Raw genomic sequence first — 21270 nt, 5'->3', positions numbered from 1 at the left:
ATACTATGAAAAGGTGGCACAATGAATATGTACCTAATTGATGTGAGCTACGCTGTGGCTGGAAGCAACTTTTCAAAGTCTTTTTTATTGGCAGAGCCGAGAGATGGATTTGAACTCCAAAAACAGTTGCAAGCCCTTCTGGAACAAGAACATGTCGCACCTGTATACATTATGGAAACAGATTTGGAAGAGCTATAACCGATCATACAGCATATACAAAAAAGAGGTAGAAATATTGCTTAGTTTTCTCATAAGTGGTTCTGTTGTCTTATTCTTGGCTGGTGTTTTATTTACATTTCTAAAAAAAAGACTATCTATTTTTTCTACATTCGCACGAATTGGATTAAAATTATACGGTATCATATTTGTAGGTGTCCTCATCACATATGTGTTTTATTATTTTCACTATTATGCGCAATAAGGAGGACGTTTTTTGAAAATCAGTGCCTATACACTTTCTTATACCATCGTAGCACCAAGTGGAGAAATGTACCCGACGCAAGAAGTGGTCATGTATACAGCCTCACAAGAACGTGCTATTCAACTACTAGATGATGAAATTCAGCGAAGATTAGGGGCGGGATACCATCGACATATCTCTTGTACAAATCAAGAAGAACAACAAGAACCAATCCAACTGTCCCTTTTCTAACAATAAAAACCCTTCAGGTCGTTAGCTTACCTGAAGGGAAAAATAAGAAGAAATGCCTCCTACTTGTAGGCATTTGTTATGGTTATTCAACATAATGGAATATACGGAACAATTTGATTGTACCATATACCCCTATAGAGGAATACTGGAAAATTCAGCATATATTCCTACACAAAATCCCCTTGAAATCGCATGAAACATCCATGTGACTTTCAAGGGGATTCCCTTTACATACCTCGCCATTACTCTCTCATTCTATGGCCATTCCCATGCCAAGACTGTGCACTTTTCTATGCTTACCTATACAAAAAAGGAGCAGGCATATCATACAACGTCAGTATTGTGTACCTGCTATCCATAGGGATTTTGATTTTTGTTGAATCTGCTACTATGAAAAAAGTGAAACATGTTAAACTCCGCATATTGGGAGTCATATCCATTAATCCTCCCTATTATATAGCAAATATCGACATCATTACAAATAAAATATGAATGATACCCTCTATTATAATAGGGGGCTTTTTGTTAAGAGCTTACTTTCTAAACAAACTGAAAATACCTTTCCGTTTTGATTTCTGATTTTGTATTTCTCTCATACTCTCTACTACCAATTGGTTTCTCTTTTCTAACTTCTTTTCAATATTTTCTTCTAAATCTATATTCCTTTTTTCTACTTCTATAAGCCTTTCAGAAGTAGTCATAAAATGCTCTTTTGTTACCACCAATTCATGCGTGAGCTCATGTAATTTTTGAATGAGCGCTTGATTAAATTGTTGTTGCAACACTTGATTCTCTAATACCTGATCCATTTTCTTTTCTAGTTCAGCTTTTTCCTCTTTTGCGACAAATAAATCAAGTTCGCCATTCCGCCAGGCACGAACTTGATCATACGTCCATTTTTGCATATGAATTTTTTCCTTAATTGATTTCAACTCTTCTATATTCTCTTTGGAATACCTACGATGCCCCCCTGACTTCTCCCTATTTGAATATTAAACTCATTCGACCATACTTTTAACAAATCGGGTGTAATCCCTACATTTTCAGCCACAATTTTCGGTGTATATATTTCCGATTTTGCTTCCATATTTATTCTCTCTTCCTAAAACGAAATGACTTTTCTACATGTAAACACCTTTCCATCTACACTTCTTCACAATTCAGAAATGAATTACAACGGATTTCACAGCCGATATACTACTTAACAACATTTCGATTTTCATATCGTTTTTCTATTCATTTATGATAGTGCTTCCATTTAAATAAAGTTTCCTTTTTCATACTGATCACACACCTTTTTAAGAATAATAGTATCAGTATGTCCAAGGTTTAGAGATTATTTGCAATCACCTTCATTTTTTGCATCAGAACCGTACTTTTGTCCTGCAATAAGACAAAAGTACCCTTGAATAACATTTTAATTTATTATAAATTTATAAAGTTGTTTAAATATATGAAAGGAGTTGATTTATTTGGGTCCTATACTTGCATTACTTATAGCAGGTGGATTACTTGCATCCCCACCAACTATCGCTGCTGGGTTAGATGCCTTAATCGCTTTATTATCTTAATTTAAATTTTTTTTTGCACAAAGGGATTCTGTTATAAGGTTTGAGAAAACATAAGCCTGTTTACAAAATACTATTGTAGTTTAAGCAGTTCTAAATAATTGTCGTCGAAAAGAGAAGTCTGGAATGTGACTTCTCTTTTGTTTGTATGTAGCATGAAGTGTTTTAATTCCTTTTATTGTACGTGAAGCGTGGCGAAGACTTTGAAACCTTGCGGATTTAACAAAGCATCACTTGATACATGTTAAGGGGATCCCCTTAACATGTATCGTGTCTTCGCCAAATTTTGCAAGACGTGATTGGGTGTTTTTGCCCATCCCCTCGAAAAGGGGAATAAGAAAAAATAGGGTGTTTTTGTAGATGGAGCGCCAGAGTTACTGTCATGGACTGAAAAGTATCATTCAATACAATTGTGTAGTACATTTTTAAAAGGAGTTGTAGTAAATATTTTGGTAACATTGACCTGTGTGACAATAGAACCAAATCCTGAAATAAAGTGTTAGCGGACATTAACCAGTAATAATAAGAGGCATTTACTATCTTTTCAAATAAATGTTGTAACTACTCAGCCACCTTTCGGTGTCTTTTTTTAAGTTTACTAGTTTCATATGCCTCCCATTTGTAAATACTGAGGGTTCTGTTGCAAAGTTTTTTGAGCTGAGCTAAACTGAGGGGAAAATGAGATGAGGAGAATGATACATGGGATATTTTAAAGGAAAACAATTCAAGACAGATATTATTTTGGTAGCCGTGGGCTACTATTGCCGTTTTTCTTTAAGTTATCGCGATGTATCTGAGATCCTGAAAGAACGAGGAGTTTCCGTTCACCCTACAACCATTATGCGCTGGGTCCATGAATATGGAAATCTAATCTATCAAATTTGGAAAAAGAAAAACAAAGTTGCACACCATGCTTGGCATTTAGATGAGACTTATATCAAAGTGAAAGGAAAATGGTGTTATTTATATCGTGCCATTGATAGTGATGGTCAAACATTGGACTTTCAACTTCGAAAAACTCGTGATCATCAGGCTGCGTCTGCTTTTATGAAAAGATTGGTCAAGCATTTTGGAGAACCATCGGTTCTCACAACAGATAAAGCGCCTGCCTTGCTTTGTGCGTTCAAAAAATTACAGAAAGACGATTTTTATACACATACAAAACAATGTACCATCAAACATCGAAATAATCTGATTGAACAAGATCATCGGCATGTCAAACGTCGATTTGCGAAATCGTCTGGATTTCAAAGTATCCGACACGCTTCTCGTACCATAAAAGGGATTGAAACGATTCAGGCCCTATATAAACAGAGACGAAGTCTTGAATCAGATTCCGTCTTTTCTGCGTACAAAGAACTACAAAAGTTAGTAGCGATTGCTTAAATCCTATCCCAAATTTATAACCCTCTTTATATTTTTTCTAACTTTGCAACGGACCCTGTTCGAATGATGTCTCGATAAAACGTATAATGAAGAGTTACATCCTTTGCAAGACGACGTAAAATAGAAAAAGAACAAACAGACCGTGAAAAGTCTGTTTGTTCTTTTCTTTCACTTGATTTATGCGATAGTACTATCTTCCCAGGATATTAATAAATGCACTTCCTTCACATTCGCCACGACCTGGTCCGCCATGTCCGCCTCGATCACATTCTAATTCTACATAATAATCTCCTCTTTGGAATCTTTCATCAAACATTTTTGTTGTATTCCTATCAACTGTACCCCGTTCAATTACCACGGCTCTATTAGGGCCTCGACCATTTCTCTCCATTTTATATAATTTGTATGCTAAATTACTGAACCTTGACTCATTAATGATTTTAAATTGCACATGATTTCTTCTTTCGTCCAAATTAAAAATAGGTGACTGACTAGAACTTTGGCCACGTTGTAATTTTACCATGTAATCAAAGCGATCCTGACGTTGCCAGTTTTGTGACATTTCCTGTTGAGCTAAAACCTCAGTTTGTACAGTGGAAGCTTGTGCATCAATAGTAGGCACAAGTAATCCTCCAGTTACTAATACCGTTGAAAGTACACCCATAATACGTTTCAAACTCATCACTCCTGTAAATAGAATAAGTACGAATACATTGTATAATGGATTTCTCTCGATAGTAAGCGCTTCATTTATTTCTCAATAGGAACTCTTTTGACTCATAAGTTGCTGAACCTAAATGTTTTGTTCCGCAAATGAAAGAAAGGGTCTAACTTTTTTCTTCTTCATTTGTACTTCCTCAGCTTAGTTAGACACAAAGCATGCCAAATACCTATTTCCAGTTCGCAAACATGAAAAAGAACAAATTCTAATAAGAGAGCAAAATCTATATCAAGTAGAGAACATTCTCTTATGAAGTGAGGATATTCCAAAGATCTGTTCCAGTTGCTATGAACTGGTTCGTGGCTTGTCATACAGATTGCTTTTGTTTACTCATCGTGCCGAATGGGACTAATAATCTCCGGATAATCATGTGTGCCGTGTACTCGAAATATCCAAACTACTTCGCAAAGCGTTGTTTGGATATTTGAGTTTCCTTTCGTTGTTCGCGGGCTTTGTAAGAACACATCATTGAGAAATAAATGAAGGGCTTACTATGGGAATCTTTCCATTGTACAATACGTTTGTAAGTATTCTATTTATAGGAGTGATGAGTTTGAAACGTATTATGGGTGTAGTTTCTACCGCTTTATTAACTGGAACAATGCTATTTGGTGTATCTAATACGTCGGCGTATGCTGATACTTCCTCGCAGCCTTATCAGATTGTAACACCAGGCGAAGGAAATGAAAAGACTACAATAGTTGGATTCGATAATAAAATAGCGTTTGAATCCTATGTAAAGGAACATCCAATTGCTCCTAACTTTTCGAAAGCATTACAATCATCTTCACAAATTTATTCTACCTTTTATCATGACATCAATTTAAAAGGTGCACAATTTAATGTAAATGCAGGTAGGAATCCAGTCATTTTAACTAATTTTAATGCGGCTAGTAATGATAATGTGTCGTCCATACGTACACATAAGTTCGGTAATTATACAACAATTTATGAGCATAGTAATGCACAAGGTCGTGCATTGGCGATAGCGAACAATGGTAATTATCTAAATTTAACGGATTATAGTATGGGAGATGGAGAAAGAACATGGAATGATCAAGCTTCGTCTGCTATTGTAAAAGCAAATTAATACAAAAATCATGTATGGTTCCGGTTACGAAGTTACAAAAGTATAGATAGGACGGGACAATGATTCTGTTAACCACAATTCTTTACAGGTGCGAACATCCCAAACTAGTACCGTCCTAAATAGAGATTCCAAATTTCTTTACACAAATTCTACATACAAGAGGAGTACATATCGATGAAAAAAATAACAAAATGGATTTCACTGTTTTCACTCTCTTTTTTTATGATGGCTCATACAGGATCCGCACAAGGATTTGTAAATTTAAACCCTACAGATCGAACTATATTTTCAGAACCTTATTATTTAGATAACTATTCTTATTTTGGATGGGAAGTATCCAATCAAAAAAATAGTCAGTATCCCGTACAATATGAGATTATTAAAGATGGGACAATATTGAAAAGCGGAATGGTTCCAAAAGGTACGAGTATAAATGGGGGATTACCTAAATGGGGTAAAGGGGAATATTTATTGGTTTTAAAATGTAATAAGGGGTATACAACAGGTTGTTCTGCTACCGGTACGGTTGCAATTGCAATGGAATAAATATTACTCGAGTTTATTCATCTCATGTGTAGAGTTTTCTCAATACTTGTCGATGGGAATGTGTAGTAAGATAAAAGTGGACATGAAATCCTTTCTGTTGTTCAAAAAAATAAACGCAAAGAATAAACGCTTTCATAAGGATTGCGTTTATTCTTTTTGTGGAAAATTTATTAATTGAAGTGAAATATTTTCGTTATCCTTGTTTCGTACGCAGATTATTCATTAAGATATTTCTCAACCTATGAAATCTAGTAAATCAGAATTCATTATTGTATGGTTGTATATGCCATATACAACACTTTACTGGAGGGGTTTTACAGGTTCTGGTGCAAAAAGATCATAAATGAAAAAAGAAGCCTAGTTTCCTAGCGGATTCTTTGATTATGTCGTTAATCCAAACAGTTGGTTGATAAAGATATTCTGATTTCGGACAGACTGATCCTGTAAATTTATTTGCTCTTTTTTGATCATATACATGGCCTCTAATCCAGCAATCATTTTTTTCGCTGTACGAAAAGATTGTAAGCCTAACATATTCCAAATGCGTTTTTTGATAAATCGATGATCTTGTTCAATCCTATTATTCAAGTATTTCTTGATCCGTAGTAAGATACTTGATGGTAAGCTGTTTTCTTGTTTTAACTCTCGGATTGCAGAGGGATAGGCTTTATCTCCATCTACGTTAATCACACGAGGAATCGTCCCATGACAAGTAGCCAAGGCTTTCTGAAAGAAAGTTTTGGCAGCCTTGGTATCTCTTTTTTTACTGAGGTAAAAATCAATTGTATTTCCTTCGGAATCTACTGCCCGGTACAATTACATATCTTTTCTCTTGATTTTAATGTAAGTTTCATCCACCTTCCAGGAATCAGTCGTTTGTTTCAAATGTCTTCGAATTCTCTTATTCAACTCTGGGCCATATTGATGAACCCAGCGCATAATGGTCGTGTAAGCCACAGATAATCCTCGTTCTTCCATCATTTCCACTAAATCGCGAAAACTTAGGTTGTACCGCAGGTACCAACGTACAGTTAACAAGATAATATCTGGTTGATAATGTTTCCACTTAAACACATTTTCCCTTTTCATATTAACCACACACCTTTTTTAAAGTAATTCTATCAGTATTTCCAAGTTTGTAGGATGACTTTCAGTTATTTTGAAGTTTTTGCACCAGAACCAAATATTGTGTTTTATGGCTATATACTAGATTGATAGATTTTATTTTCGCACCATTTTTGTAGAAAAGGTGCCCAGAGAATCAATATTTTGGCTAAAGGTTGAATTTTTACACTGTATGTGGTGTTTTAGGTGGCTGAGTAGTTACAAAAATTCTACATTAAATTGACTTTCATTACATTTTTTGATGAAATTTGTATTATATTATATTGTATTGCAATTGTTGCTTTAAGAAAGATATATCGATAAAATAATGAAGGAGTTGGTTTTTATTACTATGCTTGGAAAAGTTACAGAATTTATGATAACGAAGCATGTGGAGCGAAAATTAGGGAAGTATGACATTAAGTTAGTTCATTTTATTCCGGGACGTATTCGCCTTCAATCTGCTGAATGGAAAGCAAATGATATTTTGGTAGAAAACATTGTAAAACAATTGCAAGCAGAACCTTTTTTATTCTCTGTTCAGTCAACAAAAGAAACAGGAAGTTTAGTTATTACATATGATGCATCTTATGTTACAAATATGAAGGAATTAGAAGCGTGGTTCGGAATACTAGATGAAGTATATGCGAATGGATTTGTAAGGTAGGGGGAAATAGTTTGATATCCACAATTATGGGCATAGGAGCTTCTTTATTTGCACCGAAAATTATGTCGCAATTTCGAGATCAAAAAATAAAAGTAATACATGCTATGCCGGGAAGATTACGCATACAGTGTGATAATTGGAAGAATCCTATTGTAGCAAGTATTTTAAATGAGAAGGTGGAAAAGCATCCACTTATTTTAACTGCAAAGGCTTCACATATTACAGGGAGTTTTACTTTAGAGTTTATCGTTCCTCATATTAGCCAGCAAGAGTTAGATGATATTCTACATTCTATTGTTCAAACCGCATCGGATGCGATGCTGTATACAGATGCTACTCTTATGAGAGGTATGAAAAAAACAATGGACACGGTAGATGTAGGAATTAAAAGACAGACGAATGGATTTGCTGATTTTGATAGTTTATTTGTAATGTTTTTACTAGGAAAAGCAATACATGGCTTTAGTAGTGCGCCTACATTTTCAGCTAGTCTATTTTATTGGGCATACTCCATCGTGAAAGGGAAAGGAAGTGACAGGCCGCATGTTTGATTCAATTCATGTGGTACATTCCTTACCAGGAAGAACAAGGTTACAAGTAAAGAGTATGGCACAGCCGGTGATGATAGAAAATTTAGTTCGTTCGTTACCACAAGTATTTTCAGCAACGTATACATGTGAGACAAGTAGTTTACTTGTTTATCACGATACAGCACTTTCTTTTTCCAATTTGAAAGCGTGGTTAACAACCTTTCTTTCGTTTGAAAGAAAGGTGAGTCAGCATACGTTTTCATGGAAGCAATTAGCACCTGTTGTAGCATGTGCGGGAGTCTTTCTCGCAAACTGGTACATTCAGAGTAGTCAACTTGGACTTATGTGGAAAACAGCAGCGTATTGGATTGCGATGGCTACTTCTGTTTTCACTTCTTATGGGGTAATAAAAGATGGAATAGTTCATGTTGTTAAAGAACGGAAAGCAAATGCAAATACATTAACAGCAGCTTCTATTTTCGCTTCTTTATATTTGAAAAACCCAGGATCGGCGCTCGTCATTACATTGATGTCCACAATTAGTGAATTATTGACAGCGTATACGTCAGAAAAAACGAAGCAATATATTCATTCTGTTTTAGAATTTGATACGACGTATGCATGGCGATTGAATAAGCAAGGGATAGAGGAAAAAGTTCAACTTGAGCACATTCAAATTGATGATACAGTTGTTGTGTTTATAGGAGAAAAGATACCTGTAGATGGCGTTGTGCTAGAGGGGAATGGCGTGATTGATGAATCATCTATTACTGGAGAGTATATGCCAAAAGAAGTTGGAAAGAATGCACAAGTATACGCGGGAAGTATTTTGCAAAATGGACAATTGAATATCCGGGTTGAGAAAATTGGCAATGATACAGCTATTTCACGCATTGTAAAACTATTGGAAGAGGCGCAAGAGAAACAAGCACCAATTCAAAATATAGCTGATAAATTAGCTGAAAAAATGGTTCCTGTTTCGTTTGCATTAGCGATAGCTACCTTTATTTTAACTCGAAATATGAATCGTACGATGAACATGTTGGTCATTGATTTTATTTGTGGTATTAAGCTATCAACTGCGACAGCCTTGTATGCTGGAATTGGGAAAGCAGCTAAAAAAGGAGCTATTATTAAAGGGAGTAATCATCTCGAAGAAATGGCGAAGTTAGACACAGTTGTTCTTGATAAAACAGGGACAATTACAGAGGGAACTCCAGTTGTAGAACATGTTATTCCTTGTGAAGGATATGAAAAAGAAGATGTTATTAAATGGGCAGCTGTTGCTGAAAGGAATTCATCGCATCCAATTGCTGAAGCAGTTATGAAACAAGCTGATGAGTGGGGGATTGAAATTCCGAAACGAGATGATAATGTCCAAGTTGATACAATTGTTGGTAAAGGGATTTGTACATATTTGGAAGGGAAACGTATTGCGGTAGGTAGTTTGAGGTTTATGAATGAATTACAAGTAAATATGGAATCTGTCATCAAAAATGTAGAGAAGGATGCAAATATTATTTACGTTGCATACGATCGGGCACTAGTAGGTATCGTTAGTATTTTTGATAAGATTCGTTCCGGTATGTATAGAGCGATTCGAGACTTACGTCAACAAGGAATAAGAGATGTTGTCATGTTAACAGGTGATAAACAAGCGGTAGCTCAAGAAATGGCAGATCGATTGCGCCTTGATTGGTATCACGCGGAAGCTTTACCTGAGGATAAGGCAAAGTATGTGAAGCAATATGGGCGAAAGAACAGAGTGATGATGGTAGGAGATGGAATTAATGATGCGCCTGCGTTAGCTCATGCGAATGTTGGTGTAACAATGGGTGCGAAGCGAACGGATATCGCTTCAGAAGCCAGTGATATTATTATTACATCTGATCATCCAGAAATGTTACCAGAGTTAGTTGGATTATCGAAAAAAACGATGAATATTATTAAACAGAATTTTATTGCAACTTTTGTGATTAATGGAGCAGCCATTTTATTCGGTGCATTTGGAATTTTTTCACCAGTTATAGGAGCAGCAATTCATAATGCTGCAACGATTGGTGTTGTATTTAACAGTGCGAGGATTTTATGGGGAGGAGACGGAAAATATGAGGTCAAAGTTCTATATTCTGCATGATATACCAGGACGTATTCGTTTACATATTCCAGCTTTGCGAGATAACACGAAATATGATGAAATTCAAACGATGTTTGCATCGCTTAGAGGAATTCAATTTATACGTATTCAGCCGTTAATTCAAACAATGTTAATTCAATATGATGTAACAGAAGTTTCACGCAATCATGTATTGAAATATGTATCGCTGTTTTTCCATCAAACTCGTCTAGATCCACTAGATGATTTGATGATTCATGTTACCCCAAGTGTACGAGGAGATGTATTCCGTTCATTGGTAGCCGGTGTTTTACTATTATTTGCATATATTCGTAAACCATCGATGCAAAGCCCAGATGCGATCGTATATGGAGCTGTCATTGCGACGGGATACGCAGTATTATCGCATGGTAATAGCAATAATAAATTGCGTCATCCTGATATTTTAACAGGGGTACTTAGTATTGCATCGCTTGGACCATCGAATATGCTTCATGTGGCGATGGTAACATGGGCTGTGAATGTCCTAGAGTTATTATATGAGATGCGTGTGAGCAATCGAATGCAATATACAATGTAGGGTATAATTTCATATTTAATCATATGGATATATATAAAATATAAAAGTATAGTAATGGAGGAAGAAAAAGATGGCATTTAACAGAGATTTCTTAATGGGGTTTGTATCTGGAGCAGTTGTAGGAGCGGTAGGATACCGTTTATATGAACAAAATGGTGGTCAATTACAACGACTTGTACAACCAAACGCAGCATTTGGAGGAGGAGCACCTGAAGGCGTAGCTTCTTACCAACCGTCTGTAGAAGAGCTTATGGCACAAAAAGAACGTCTAGAAGATATGATTGCTGAATTACAAGTACGATAAGAAAAATGGGGAACAGCTCATTAGCTGTTCCCCATTTTTGGTTCTGGTGTCAAAATTATTCTCTAAAAACCATAGATGCCAGTCTGCTTTCAATTACTAACTTATGAAACTAACCGGTTCTGGTGCAAAAACTTTGAAGTATATGAAAAAGGTCTATCAAACTTGGACATACTGATACTAGTACTCTAAAAAAGGATGTGATTGGTATGGAAAAGAGAAATCTATTCAAGTGGAAACATTATCAACCGGATATTATCTTATTAACCGTGAGATGGTACCTACGGTACAACCTCAGTTTTCGTGATTTAGTCGAAATGATGGAAGAACGTGGGCTATCCCTTGTTCATACAACTATCATGCGATGGGTTCATCAATATGGTCCCGAATTAGATAAGCGAATACGACGTCATCTTAAATCAACCAATGATTCTTGGCGAGTCGATGAGATGTATGTGAAAGTCAAAGGTCAATGGATGTACCTATATCGTGCTGTTGATTCAAAAGGAAATACAATTGATTTTCATTTAAGCAAAACAAGGTCATCGTTTTATTAAAAAACGTATACGCTCTATGCTGGGATTTAAATCATACAAAACATCAGCCTCTATATTGAGTGGTATAGAAGCGATGCATATGGTCAAAAAAGAACAAATTGATTTACGGGATCAGTTTGTCCAAAATCAGAATATTTTTATCAACCAGCTGTTTGGATTAATTGCTTAATAAGTGATTCCGTTAGGAATCCTTGATTCTTTTTTATTTATCATCTTTTTGCACCAGAACTGGTTACCGAATGCTGGTACTGGACTTATTGAGGTAAAGCATCATATACATATGGATCTGTTGGCTTATTAATTTTCTCCACTTTACTTACTTTTACAAGTGGGAATAGTGTTCCTTTATATGTCGTTTTATCTAATAAACCTGTTACTTTAACCCATGTTTCTTCCGGGAATTTTTTAACGTTTTGCCCCGTAACAATCATCCCCCAGACTGATGCATCCGCAATGCAACAAGTTATGCCGTATCGAGCCACTACCACTTTATCACCCGTCACATCTTTATCATTATATATAAACCCTGAGAATGTAATTTCTTTCCCTTTAAACCCATTAACATCTTGGCCAATTATATTCATTGTTTGAACATAATCCTTATCTTCTACTTGTATTTTTCGCTGCCCTAACATACTTTTTGTTAATTGCTCTTCCGATTGATAAGTCGTTTGTAAATTCGAGGTTTCATCTTGATCAACTAATACTTCTCGCCAATCAAAATTTACCTGTATCCGCTCTTTTTCGTTCTTTTCCATACTTATCGCCTGTGCACTTTGATTCATGCCCCTTTTTGCTGCTAAACTTCCGTCAATTGTTACACTTGCAAATAGAAAAGCGCTAATAATTGGAACAACAAATAAAACATATACAAAAAAACTTTTCATTCTTGATTTTGATGTCGTATGATGCTTACAACAATTACAATCATCTTGTTTTTCTTTCCCATCTTTCCATACTTGTAAGGAGCCTAGAAACAAAATTACAACAAAAGCTATATACGTAAATTTAATCATTTTTGGAGCGATAAAATTATAAATATTTCCTGTTACAAGTAGTTTAAATAAGAGCATTGCTAAACCAATTAAAATAATGCCACGAATATAGCCATGATATGCCTGTTGCTCCTCTTTCTCCATTTTTCTCACCTCCTATAACATTGTGATTTGCAAAATGGTATACACCGATAAAATGACAATTCCCATCAAAAAGAATACAAATCTCTTTTGAAAATACGCAAATAGCATTAACGTATTTTTCATATCAAGCATAGGTCCAAACACAAGAAATGCAAGAAGCGCTTTTACAGAGAAAATATGTCCAAAAGATGCCGCTATAAACGCATCAGCGCTGAGCAGATGGATAAAACGTATCCAAATCCCATCATAATAATTGGAGAGATCACTTCGTTATGTGCTACTGTGTCAAGTACATTCCGATCAAAAAATGTTTGAAATACACTCGCTAAACAAGCTCCAATTAATAAATACTTACCCGTATCAAAAAACTCATCAACAGTGTGATTCACAACATCTCTCCAGCCTTTTTTTTGTCTTTTCTGAACCGGAACCTCTATATCTTTTAAAACATTTTTCCCGCGATAGAAATAATACACAATTAGACCTATTAATAGTGCAACAAGAATTGTTATACCAAAACGAGCATATACAACGCCATCATTTTTTTGAAACGCATATAAGGTAGATAAAAGAACAACTGGATTCATAATAGGTGCACTCAGTAAAATGACAATTCCCACATGAAGAGGTAGCCCCTTTTGAATGAGTCTTCTTACAATGGGGATAATGACACATTCACACATTGGGAAAACGATTCCGACAAATACCGCCGGAATCATCGCAACAATAGGAGATCTCGGTATTACTTTTTGAATCATATCTTCTGTCACAAACACTTGAATGAGAGAAGAAACAATTACCCCTAATAAAATAAAGGGTATTGCTTCAAAAAAAACACTTAAAAACACCGTATTCACATTCAGCCATTCTTGTGGAATACTTTTGTGCAAATTTGCTAGACTTGTAAAATCCACAAAAAATAATAAAAAGAGAAAAATGGCAATAAGAGCTATTCCTATTAATTCTTTTGAAACTCTATTAAAGACCAACATTCTCGCCTCCATTTTATTTCTATTTAACCGTATGCTTGTCCAAATGCTCCATACTACTACAACACAAATTTTATAGTCTATTTCTATTCTTAAATCGTAATAATTATGATTTATTATTGATTTTTTCTTTTCTATCAATCATCACAAAACGTAATTATTACGTTTTAAAAGAGAGGGATTATTCCATGAAAAAAATATCTATTACTGTACTAAGCGGCTTTATAGGAGCTGGAAAAACCACTTTACTGCATCATATTTTGACTAATAAGAACAATTTAAAAATAGCTGTTATCGTTAATGATATGAGCGAATTAAACATTGACGATTCTCTTATAAAAAAAGGTGGTTTTCCACGTACGGAAGAGAAATTAGTAGAAATTCAAAATGAGGTGGTACAGTAAAACTGGAACACAGTATAGAGATAAATTATTCTATATGAGAGGTGTTTCAGATGAAAAAACAGTATGATGAAATGTTTAAAAAACAATGTGTTGAATTGGTGGTTAAAGAAGGGCGTACAATTTCCAGTATTCAAAGAGAATTTGACTTGGGGAACGGGACACTAAATACATGGATAAAAAAATATTCTTTCCCATCTTTGGAGAGTGAAAGATCTGATATGGAAGAACTCCAGGCATTAAAAAAGGAAAATGAATTCTTAAAAAAGGCGGCAACCTTCTTTGCCAGCAAGCAAAACTAACACGTTTTCAATTTATAAGACAATATAATCACATGTTTGGATTGCGCTGGCTTTTCCATCGATTACAAGTGTGTGTTAGTGGCTTTTACGACTATCTTCATCGTAAGTCCACTGAAAATCAGAAAAAATGTAAAAAGACAGCGGCTTATATTGTCATGCAATTTAAACGTTTAAAAAGCAGAATGGGGTAGCGAAAGCTGTACCGTTATCTTGTAAACAAAGGTACAATGGTTACCTTATCTCAAGTAAGACAAGCTTTATATACAGCCGGATTGAAATCAAAAGTTATCACGTATTATAAGAAAAGAAAGAACATCGTACATTTCCGAATGTACTAGAGCGATCCTTTAAACCTGGTAAGAAGGACATCCCAACAATTGCATGTGATATCACAGAGTTTCGTTTAGTGAATGGGATGAAAATATATTTTTGTGCCGCATTAGATATTAGCACCCGGTGGGTGCTTGGCTATTCGTTGGATACTTACCAAGACGCTCAGTTAGTAAAAGATACAATTCAACAAGTCCGTAATATATATGGAAATCAAAAAAAGATTTTATTTCATAGTGATCAAGGATCACAATTTACCGGTTATACAGTTACTGATTTTTGTAACCAACACCTGATTCAGCAAAGTATGTCTCGTAAGGGGAACTATTGGGATAATGCCGTAATGGAATCGTTTTTTAGCATCTTTAAACGTGAATGCTTGCATGGAGAAAAGCTCATTTCTCTTTCTCAAGTCAATCAGTTAGTGACCGAATTTATTTATATGTACTATCATTCCGTTCGTCCTCACTCATCATTAAACGGAAGGACTCCTTATCAATATTCAAAAGCGATTGCGTCATCTATTAATTCCTTCATTTTATTCATAAACGATCTCCTTCTATTTCAACAAGACACTATTCCTTTACAGTATAAGCAAAAAAAGTGTAGTAACAAACCAAATCAAACGCATCCATTTCTATCATTAAAGTTAATTGTTCAGAAAATTAATATAATTATGTTTTTTATTATTGACTTATAAAAAAAACAGGTGTATTTTTGGTTTAGGTAAATCATTTTTACTATGCGCAACTTTCAGAGTAAGAAAAGGAGGTGAATAGTATGTCTTCATTCCATTTGCCTAATCTTTCATATGACTATGATGAATTAGAGCCGTATATCGATGGAGATACTTTAGCGCTTCATCATGGAAAACATCACGCGACATATGTAAAGAATTTAAATATAGCTTTGGAAGGCTATAAAGAACTACAGAACAAATCTTTAGAAGAACTATTATGCAATTTAGACACTCTTCCACCAGACATTGTTACAGCAGTAAGGAATAATGGTGGCGGGCATTACTGTCATAGCCTTTTTTGGGAAGTAATGAGTCCGAAAGGTGGAGGCGAACCTAATGGAGACGTTGCAAAAGTAATCGATTATTATTTCAATACCTTTGATAACTTTAAAGACCAACTGTCCAAAGCGGCAATTAGTCGATTTGGGAGTGGATACGGCTGGCTTGTGCTTGACGGTGAGAAGCTTTCTATCATAAGTACAGCAAATCAAGATACACCACTAGAGGAAGGAAAAATCCCATTACTCGTAATTGACGTATGGGAACATGCCTATTACTTAAAGTATCAAAACCGTCGTCCAGAGTTTGTTATAAACTGGTGGAACACAGTAAACTGGGATCGAGTAAATGAAAAGTATTTACAAGCAGTCCAATCACAAAAACATTAGTTATGCGTGTAAGGTAAATTTGGTAATGTAAAAGTAGTATCATCGTAATCCTCCAAAATCCCCCAGATTGCCACTGGGGGATTTATGTATAATTACTGGATTACTTCAATATGTTTTTTTAACATATTATGTATATGTTTCTTTACCTCTCAAAATTGAAAACCTAATTCTTTTGCCCTCGAATTATTTATCGTACAATTTGCCATTCCATTCTAGGACAATGTTCTCTCCTTCTTCTTCAATACAAGCTTTAATCCCTGAATTCTCTTCTACAAAATGAATAATCTTCCCTATAGAAATAACATCATTGCTACATGCACTTTGATAGATTAGATTGCCATATTCATGCACCCAGCGCATGATAGTTGTTGGATGAATAGAAACACCACGTTCCTTCAAGGTTTCAGATACATCACGATAGCTCAAATAAAAACGACAGTAATACAGGACGGCTACTAAAATAATGTCTTGCTTGAACTGTTTTCCTTTGAAATATCCCTTGTACCATTCTCCTTATCGCATTTTCACTATAGTTTGTCTTCATTCAAAAAACTTTGCACCAGAACCTTTAGTAATAGTTTGGATAAAAATTTTCTTTAAATTCCTATCCTTTAGTGCACGTATTGTTCGTATTATTAGTGGTACACCTATGGTACTGATTTTGTTTATACTTGAGAAGGTCAGAAACTTTAACAAATTGAAATCCTTTTTCCTGGAGATTAGGAAGAATGATTTTTAGAGCTTCTACAGTTTGTCTTCTGTTTCCTCCACCATCATGAAGAAGCACAATATCTCCGTTTCGAGCATTTTTTATAACGTGATTAGCAATGGTAGTTACGCCAGGCTTTGACCAATCACGTGGATCTTGGTGCCAAGACCAAAGTATAATTTGTCCCCCTTGTTTCTTGACTGTTGTAAACACAGTTTCATTTATATAACCACCAGGGGGTCTGAAAAGTACTGGACCTTTACTCCACTTTTCTATATATTTCTGTCCCTCTAGAATATCGTTTTGGACGTTCTTTGATGTTGTATTTTGAGCGTAAACATGATTCATTGTATGATTGCCAATTTCATGTCCTTCATTTAAAACACTTTTTACTAATTGAGGAGCCTGTTGTATCCGAAAGCCAATCATAAAAAATGTTGCCTTTGCACCATATTGTTCTAATACTTCTAAAATTTTTGGTGTGTATATGTCATTAGGTCCATCATCAAATGTAAAGGCAATTAGCTTTTTGTTGGTGGGTACGCCCCAAGTGACTATCCCCGTTGGCTCTAAATCTTCCCTCATTAACATGCGAGCTGCTACTTTATTTGAAGTCCATGTACCAAGGGTGCATAAGATACCCGCTATAATTATCAACTTCAATTTATGAACCATTATATTACTCTCCTTTTATAACTATTAAGTGATGGAGTTAAGTTTTTTACAAATGACGTAAGCATTTTCTAGTATTTGCAGCAACTACATGTATGTATTAGTGGGTTTATTTGCAAATTTTGGAGACATTAAATATGTATAACATTGTAATTTGGATATATTTAACATTTGTATTTATGAACCAAGTGTTAGGAGGGTCTTTATGATCAAAAGCTGTACAGCACTTCTTATTATTGATGTACAAGTAGGTTCATTTGAAGAAAGGAAAGCCTTATATAATGAAATGGAATTATTAAGAGTTATTCGATTATTGATTTCTAAAGCCCGTGCCGCTTCAGCCCCTATTTTTTATATGAAGTTTAACGGGGAATCTGATTCCGCACTTAAACAAGGGACACCCGGATTCTTTTCATAAAACGGGTCTTCAACAAGCGTTGGAAATGAGGAATATAAAACAAATTGTTATAGCAGGAATTACAATCAGAAATTTGCGTAGATGCAACATGCCGGCGTGCATACAGCTTAGGTTATGACGTTACTCTTGTAGGGAATGGACATAGTACATATAATTCTACAGTATTATCCGCTTCTCAAATTATTAAGCATCATAACGAGATATTAGTTCAATGGTTTGCTTGTGTAAAAAATGGGGAACATATAGAATTTTAATTACCTTCTCATAATAAATAAAATAAAAAATATTTAGTAAATCTTAGGGGATTCAGTGAAAATCACGAAGCATTAGTATAAGTTGGCATTATAAATCTCTATAAAATGTTGCAACATAAATCATGTGAAATTGAATTTAGTGTTTCTTTTCCGAATTTATTTTTATAGGGGGCAAAAAATGAATATTCTTAACTTCTTGATGTTATTATTTAATTCTGGAAGAAGAACTCGACAAATGTTTAAATTGTTTAGAAATAAACGAGATAATAGAGGATGGATGTGGGCTTCTTTGCTAGGATTAGGAACAGTTTTGGGTGTAGTAGCAACACATAATTCAAATATGATGAGGCCTATCCAACGTATGTTCCAAAGTGTTCAAAATACAACAAGAACGTTTATCCCATCTAAAGTAAACTTGAGTAAATTTGACAAATGTTTTTATTGTTCTTAGGAGTTAACTCCTAAGAACAATAAAAACATGATAATCAAAAATACTAATTCTAAATTGTAAATCTCAAATTAAAAGGAGGAATTTAACTATGACAGTAATTACTAAACTTAAACAGACTCTTGCTGGATTAAAAAGTGCTCAAGCAAGCCTAGAAGGATTTGCTCTTGATACTGACAATCAGCAAGCAAAACAACTTTATCAAAATACCGCCCGGCAAACACAGACAGTTATTGATTCTTTAGAACCACGTATTCAGCAGGTTCAACAAGAGGAACCTCAGTATAATCAATAAGGTTCTGTTGCAAAGTTTCTTAACATCGAATTAGATGAGAGATTTGTCACTAACTATTATGCAACTATAAATAATTTTTGTAATTCACTGTACGTCGAAAAATAGGAGTCTGGTTTATAGCTCCTAGTCTATAAGATTGTTCAAATGCTTGGTTGTACAATGAATGGTATGTTTATAAAAGCCTTGTTCGTTTAATTTTTTAAACGCGCAAAGTAATACCGGAGCTTTGTCCGTTGTGAGAACCCTTCAAATTATCGTAATATCTCTGAGGGTTTAAAAGAACGTGGATTATCCGTTCATCAACATCACAACAACAACTATCATGTGTAATTTTTTGATACCTTTTATGCAGAATGTAGTATGTAATTTTTATATAACAAAGCAATAATAGCTTTATTTAGGTGCTTTGTTATGAGTATTTATTTCGTACTTTTATAAACTACACACATAAAAAGGAGAAGAATCTTACTAAGTTCTTCTCCTTCGTTATGTTCTCATAATGATAATGCAAAGTGTTTATAATCCTTATGGTAGCCTTACTTTCTCATTATCAATTCTGGCCTTCATACTTCTTCACAAGTCGATAGAATGTAGTTTTTGCGATATCTGCTTGCTTCATAGCTTCTACGGCTGTCAGTTCACCTACCTTCCAAGCATGATAAGCAGTAATAAACTCCGCTGTTATGTTAGCTTTAGGTCTTCCCAAATGCATTCCCTGCTTTTTAGCTAATTCAATGCCTTCTTTTTGTCGAGTTTTTATCTTTGTGCGCTCCTCTTCCGCCAACCAAGAAAGAATTTGAAGTACAAGGTCTGTAATGAGGTTTCCCAGGTTATCTTGGTATTTGGTTGTATCTAATAAAGGCATGTCGATAATGACAATATGCGCTCTTATATTCTTAGTTATATCTTTCCATTCATTTAAAATCGCTTCCTTATTTCTTCCAAAACGATCCAACGATTGGACATATAAAATGTCCCCTTCTCGTAACATCATTTTTACAAGTTGATAATTCCTTCTATTAAAATCTTTTCCAGATTGCTTATCGATAAAAATATCGCGTTCATCAATCCCAACTTGTTTCATGGATTCTATTTGTCTACCTTCATTTTGATCTTTACTACTAACTCGTATATATCCGAATATTCTATTATTCAACGTTTGTAAGTCCCCTCTATTTTGTTTACATAACAATATTATAACAGAAAAACGGACCAAAAGGTGTCGTTTTTATAGGATCGTTCCTAAAACAGAAAACTAATGTTTAGGAACTTGAATTCCATAGATTTTATGAAGTTCCAAAAGGTGTACCTTTACGAACTACTAGATTTATTCTTCGCTTAAAAGAAACATCACCATAAAAAGAAAATTGTACGTTAAGGAAGTTTTTTACATGAAAAAGATTATTCTTTTTATAGTGTTTTTTTAATCCTAACTAGAAATTATTTATCAATATTTATCTAGGAAGAAATTTGGAGGTATTTGTAAAAAGAAAAAGAATGTTTATAATTGCTAGATAAAAAAATTAAAAATGTAGGAGGATGTTAAAATGGAAAAAACAATGATGGTAGGTACAACAAATATGATGATGTCTATGGAAAAAATGATGTGTGAAATGAAGTGTATGAAGATGATGATGAACAACATGATGCAAATGAATGTAAACATGGATAAAGCTATGATGAATACAATGCATGAATGTGATGAAATGATGACTTCTACTATGTCTATGATGAAAGCTATGAAAGAGAAATGCTGTTAAAACATATTGGTATTTCATTCCGTATGGCACATAGTCTTCTATATGTTTTTTAGCTGTCATATATGAATGTACATTTGCATTTTATTTCTTAGAAGACGGTTCAATATTGACCGTCTTTTTCGTTTGTAGACCTCACCTGAGGTCAGGCAACATCGCCCTCAAACTAAGGGGAACAAAATATAGAAATGTGTAAAAGCCCTTTCATAGTACTTCAATAAAAAGAGCTGTAAGAAAAAAATGGAACAATCAAATAGAAGCAAAGAAACAAGAAAAATTCGAATATAAAAGATAAACGAGATTGAAAAGTTGATCCATACAGTTATATAAT

At 34.6% G+C, this 21270-nt stretch carries 19 protein-coding genes and 10 pseudogenes; 19 read left to right on the top strand and 10 right to left on the bottom strand.

All coding sequences use genetic code 11. The annotated features are described in order from the left end of the window. Positions 1 to 21: 21 nt before the first annotated feature. Both AB3X49_RS05355 and AB3X49_RS05350 read left to right on the top strand, forming a co-directional pair. Positions 22 to 198: a hypothetical protein gene (locus AB3X49_RS05355; protein WP_367960840.1), complete on the top strand. Its 177-nt coding sequence runs from the start codon at positions 22 to 24 to the stop codon at positions 196 to 198. A 235-nt stretch (positions 199 to 433) separates the two neighbouring features. Next, positions 434 to 652, top strand: a complete 219-nt coding sequence (locus AB3X49_RS05350; protein WP_367960838.1) for a hypothetical protein — start codon at positions 434 to 436, stop codon at positions 650 to 652. A 533-nt stretch (positions 653 to 1185) separates the two neighbouring features. On the opposite strand, the pseudogene AB3X49_RS05345 reads toward AB3X49_RS05350, so the two are convergent. Then, positions 1186 to 1739: pseudogene (locus AB3X49_RS05345) on the bottom strand (MerR family transcriptional regulator). 564 nt (positions 1740 to 2303) lie between these two features. Next, positions 2304 to 2447, bottom strand: a pseudogene (locus AB3X49_RS05340) (IS6 family transposase); the annotation flags it as partial. A 472-nt stretch (positions 2448 to 2919) separates the two neighbouring features. Here AB3X49_RS05340 and AB3X49_RS05335 point away from each other — a divergent pair. Further along, a complete protein-coding gene (locus tag AB3X49_RS05335; RefSeq protein ID WP_367960836.1) occupies positions 2920 to 3606 on the top strand; it encodes an IS6 family transposase in 687 nt (228 codons plus the stop codon). Between the two features lie 190 nt (positions 3607 to 3796). On the opposite strand, the gene AB3X49_RS05330 is transcribed toward AB3X49_RS05335, so the two are convergent. Next, entirely contained in the window at positions 3797 to 4282 is a 486-nt protein-coding gene (locus tag AB3X49_RS05330; RefSeq protein ID WP_367960834.1) for a hypothetical protein, read from the bottom strand. A 598-nt stretch (positions 4283 to 4880) separates the two neighbouring features. Here AB3X49_RS05330 and AB3X49_RS05325 point away from each other — a divergent pair. Continuing rightward, positions 4881 to 5417 carry a hypothetical protein gene (locus AB3X49_RS05325; protein WP_367960832.1) on the top strand — a complete coding sequence of 179 codons (537 nt, stop codon included), beginning with the start codon at positions 4881 to 4883 and terminating at the stop codon, positions 5415 to 5417. 174 nt (positions 5418 to 5591) lie between these two features. Beyond that, positions 5592 to 5963 carry a hypothetical protein gene (locus AB3X49_RS05320; RefSeq protein ID WP_367960830.1) on the top strand — a complete coding sequence of 124 codons (372 nt, stop codon included), beginning with the start codon at positions 5592 to 5594 and terminating at the stop codon, positions 5961 to 5963. 381 nt (positions 5964 to 6344) lie between these two features. Here AB3X49_RS05320 and AB3X49_RS05315 read toward each other — a convergent pair. Beyond that, positions 6345 to 7052: pseudogene (locus AB3X49_RS05315) on the bottom strand (IS6 family transposase). Positions 7053 to 7419: 367 nt separating this feature from the next. Here AB3X49_RS05315 and AB3X49_RS05310 point away from each other — a divergent pair. The 6 genes and pseudogenes from AB3X49_RS05310 (at position 7420) to AB3X49_RS05285 (ending at position 11987) form a co-directional block, all read left to right on the top strand. Next, positions 7420 to 7734 carry an HMA2 domain-containing protein gene (locus AB3X49_RS05310; RefSeq protein ID WP_367960828.1) on the top strand — a complete coding sequence of 105 codons (315 nt, stop codon included), beginning with the start codon at positions 7420 to 7422 and terminating at the stop codon, positions 7732 to 7734. A gap of 11 nt (positions 7735 to 7745) precedes the next feature. Continuing rightward, positions 7746 to 8285 carry an HMA2 domain-containing protein gene (locus AB3X49_RS05305; protein ID WP_367960826.1) on the top strand — a complete coding sequence of 180 codons (540 nt, stop codon included), beginning with the start codon at positions 7746 to 7748 and terminating at the stop codon, positions 8283 to 8285. Beyond that, positions 8278 to 10401 carry a heavy metal translocating P-type ATPase gene (locus AB3X49_RS05300; protein WP_367960824.1) on the top strand — a complete coding sequence of 708 codons (2124 nt, stop codon included), beginning with the start codon at positions 8278 to 8280 and terminating at the stop codon, positions 10399 to 10401. The genes AB3X49_RS05305 and AB3X49_RS05300 overlap by 8 nt, the downstream gene beginning before the upstream one ends. Next, positions 10373 to 10960: an HMA2 domain-containing protein gene (locus AB3X49_RS05295; protein ID WP_367960822.1), complete on the top strand. Its 588-nt coding sequence runs from the start codon at positions 10373 to 10375 to the stop codon at positions 10958 to 10960. Before AB3X49_RS05300 ends, AB3X49_RS05295 begins: the two co-directional genes overlap by 29 nt. Before the next feature lie 70 nt (positions 10961 to 11030). Next, the gene (locus tag AB3X49_RS05290; RefSeq protein WP_100064338.1) at positions 11031 to 11264 is read left to right on the top strand and encodes a hypothetical protein; all 234 of its coding nucleotides are present in this window, start codon (positions 11031 to 11033) and stop codon (positions 11262 to 11264) included. Positions 11265 to 11470: 206 nt separating this feature from the next. Continuing rightward, a pseudogene (locus AB3X49_RS05285) lies at positions 11471 to 11987 on the top strand (IS6 family transposase). Between the two features lie 85 nt (positions 11988 to 12072). Here AB3X49_RS05285 and AB3X49_RS05280 read toward each other — a convergent pair. After that, a complete protein-coding gene (locus AB3X49_RS05280) occupies positions 12073 to 12957 on the bottom strand; it encodes a TIGR03943 family putative permease subunit (RefSeq protein WP_367960819.1) in 885 nt (294 codons plus the stop codon). A gap of 12 nt (positions 12958 to 12969) precedes the next feature. Next, positions 12970 to 13946 (bottom strand): annotated as a pseudogene (locus AB3X49_RS05275) (permease). Between the two features lie 188 nt (positions 13947 to 14134). Here AB3X49_RS05275 and AB3X49_RS05270 point away from each other — a divergent pair. The 4 genes and pseudogenes from AB3X49_RS05270 to sodA all read left to right on the top strand — a co-directional run. Further along, positions 14135 to 14335, top strand: a pseudogene (locus AB3X49_RS05270) (GTP-binding protein); the annotation flags it as partial. Positions 14336 to 14400: 65 nt separating this feature from the next. Continuing rightward, positions 14401 to 14649 carry a transposase gene (locus AB3X49_RS05265; protein WP_367960817.1) on the top strand — a complete coding sequence of 83 codons (249 nt, stop codon included), beginning with the start codon at positions 14401 to 14403 and terminating at the stop codon, positions 14647 to 14649. A 364-nt stretch (positions 14650 to 15013) separates the two neighbouring features. Then, positions 15014 to 15679: pseudogene (locus AB3X49_RS05260) on the top strand (IS3 family transposase); the annotation flags it as partial. A gap of 80 nt (positions 15680 to 15759) precedes the next feature. After that, positions 15760 to 16386, top strand: a complete 627-nt coding sequence (gene sodA / locus AB3X49_RS05255; protein WP_367960815.1) for a superoxide dismutase [Mn] — start codon at positions 15760 to 15762, stop codon at positions 16384 to 16386. A gap of 321 nt (positions 16387 to 16707) precedes the next feature. Here the strand turns inward: sodA and AB3X49_RS05250 are convergent. Continuing rightward, positions 16708 to 16851: pseudogene (locus tag AB3X49_RS05250) on the bottom strand (IS6 family transposase); the annotation flags it as partial. 139 nt (positions 16852 to 16990) lie between these two features. Further along, positions 16991 to 17770: a polysaccharide deacetylase family protein gene (locus tag AB3X49_RS05245; RefSeq protein ID WP_367960813.1), complete on the bottom strand. Its 780-nt coding sequence runs from the start codon at positions 17768 to 17770 to the stop codon at positions 16991 to 16993. A gap of 202 nt (positions 17771 to 17972) precedes the next feature. Between AB3X49_RS05245 and AB3X49_RS05240 the strand changes: the two are divergent. The 3 genes and pseudogenes from AB3X49_RS05240 (at position 17973) to AB3X49_RS05230 (ending at position 19182) form a co-directional block, all read left to right on the top strand. Further along, positions 17973 to 18439: pseudogene (locus tag AB3X49_RS05240) on the top strand (isochorismatase family protein). A gap of 178 nt (positions 18440 to 18617) precedes the next feature. Beyond that, positions 18618 to 18890, top strand: a complete 273-nt coding sequence (locus AB3X49_RS05235) for a hypothetical protein (protein WP_367960811.1) — start codon at positions 18618 to 18620, stop codon at positions 18888 to 18890. 88 nt (positions 18891 to 18978) lie between these two features. After that, the gene (locus AB3X49_RS05230; RefSeq protein WP_367960809.1) at positions 18979 to 19182 is read left to right on the top strand and encodes a DUF1657 domain-containing protein; all 204 of its coding nucleotides are present in this window, start codon (positions 18979 to 18981) and stop codon (positions 19180 to 19182) included. 126 nt (positions 19183 to 19308) lie between these two features. Here the strand turns inward: AB3X49_RS05230 and AB3X49_RS23165 are convergent. Beyond that, a pseudogene (locus AB3X49_RS23165) lies at positions 19309 to 19425 on the bottom strand (IS6 family transposase); the annotation flags it as partial. A gap of 307 nt (positions 19426 to 19732) precedes the next feature. Next, complete coding sequence (locus tag AB3X49_RS05220) at positions 19733 to 20338, bottom strand: recombinase family protein (RefSeq protein WP_367960807.1); 606 nt, start codon at positions 20336 to 20338, stop codon at positions 19733 to 19735. A 391-nt stretch (positions 20339 to 20729) separates the two neighbouring features. Here AB3X49_RS05220 and AB3X49_RS05215 point away from each other — a divergent pair, with 391 nt between their 5' ends. After that, on the top strand, positions 20730 to 20942 hold the full coding sequence (locus tag AB3X49_RS05215) for a hypothetical protein (RefSeq protein WP_086390030.1): 213 nt from the start codon (positions 20730 to 20732) through the stop codon (positions 20940 to 20942). The last annotated feature ends 328 nt before the right edge of the window (positions 20943 to 21270 follow it).

Origin of the sequence: Bacillus sp. C30, assembly GCF_040838255.1 — a bacterium.
GTDB lineage: Bacteria > Bacillota > Bacilli > Bacillales > Bacillaceae_G > Bacillus_A > Bacillus_A mycoides.
Note: the sequence above shows the minus strand (reverse complement) of the source record. Positions and strands in the feature narration are given on the sequence as shown.

What these genes read in the sequence shown, in the direction of transcription:
- AB3X49_RS05355 (WP_367960840.1), top strand. Translation starts at nt 22, where the DNA reads ATGAATATGTACCTAATTGATGTGAGCTACGCTGTGGCTGGAAGCAAC.
- AB3X49_RS05280 (WP_367960819.1), bottom strand. Translation starts at nt 12,957, where the DNA reads ATGGAGAAAGAGGAGCAACAGGCATATCATGGCTATATTCGTGGCATT.
- AB3X49_RS05310 (WP_367960828.1), top strand. Translation starts at nt 7,420, where the DNA reads ATGCTTGGAAAAGTTACAGAATTTATGATAACGAAGCATGTGGAGCGA.
- AB3X49_RS05335 (WP_367960836.1), top strand. Translation starts at nt 2,920, where the DNA reads ATGGGATATTTTAAAGGAAAACAATTCAAGACAGATATTATTTTGGTA.
- sodA (WP_367960815.1), top strand. Translation starts at nt 15,760, where the DNA reads ATGTCTTCATTCCATTTGCCTAATCTTTCATATGACTATGATGAATTA.
- AB3X49_RS05295 (WP_367960822.1), top strand. Translation starts at nt 10,373, where the DNA reads ATGAGGTCAAAGTTCTATATTCTGCATGATATACCAGGACGTATTCGT.
- AB3X49_RS05320 (WP_367960830.1), top strand. Translation starts at nt 5,592, where the DNA reads ATGAAAAAAATAACAAAATGGATTTCACTGTTTTCACTCTCTTTTTTT.
- AB3X49_RS05300 (WP_367960824.1), top strand. Translation starts at nt 8,278, where the DNA reads ATGTTTGATTCAATTCATGTGGTACATTCCTTACCAGGAAGAACAAGG.
- AB3X49_RS05235 (WP_367960811.1), top strand. Translation starts at nt 18,618, where the DNA reads ATGAATATTCTTAACTTCTTGATGTTATTATTTAATTCTGGAAGAAGA.
- AB3X49_RS05215 (WP_086390030.1), top strand. Translation starts at nt 20,730, where the DNA reads ATGGAAAAAACAATGATGGTAGGTACAACAAATATGATGATGTCTATG.
- AB3X49_RS05245 (WP_367960813.1), bottom strand. Translation starts at nt 17,770, where the DNA reads ATGGTTCATAAATTGAAGTTGATAATTATAGCGGGTATCTTATGCACC.
- AB3X49_RS05230 (WP_367960809.1), top strand. Translation starts at nt 18,979, where the DNA reads ATGACAGTAATTACTAAACTTAAACAGACTCTTGCTGGATTAAAAAGT.
- AB3X49_RS05265 (WP_367960817.1), top strand. Translation starts at nt 14,401, where the DNA reads ATGAAAAAACAGTATGATGAAATGTTTAAAAAACAATGTGTTGAATTG.
- AB3X49_RS05290 (WP_100064338.1), top strand. Translation starts at nt 11,031, where the DNA reads ATGGCATTTAACAGAGATTTCTTAATGGGGTTTGTATCTGGAGCAGTT.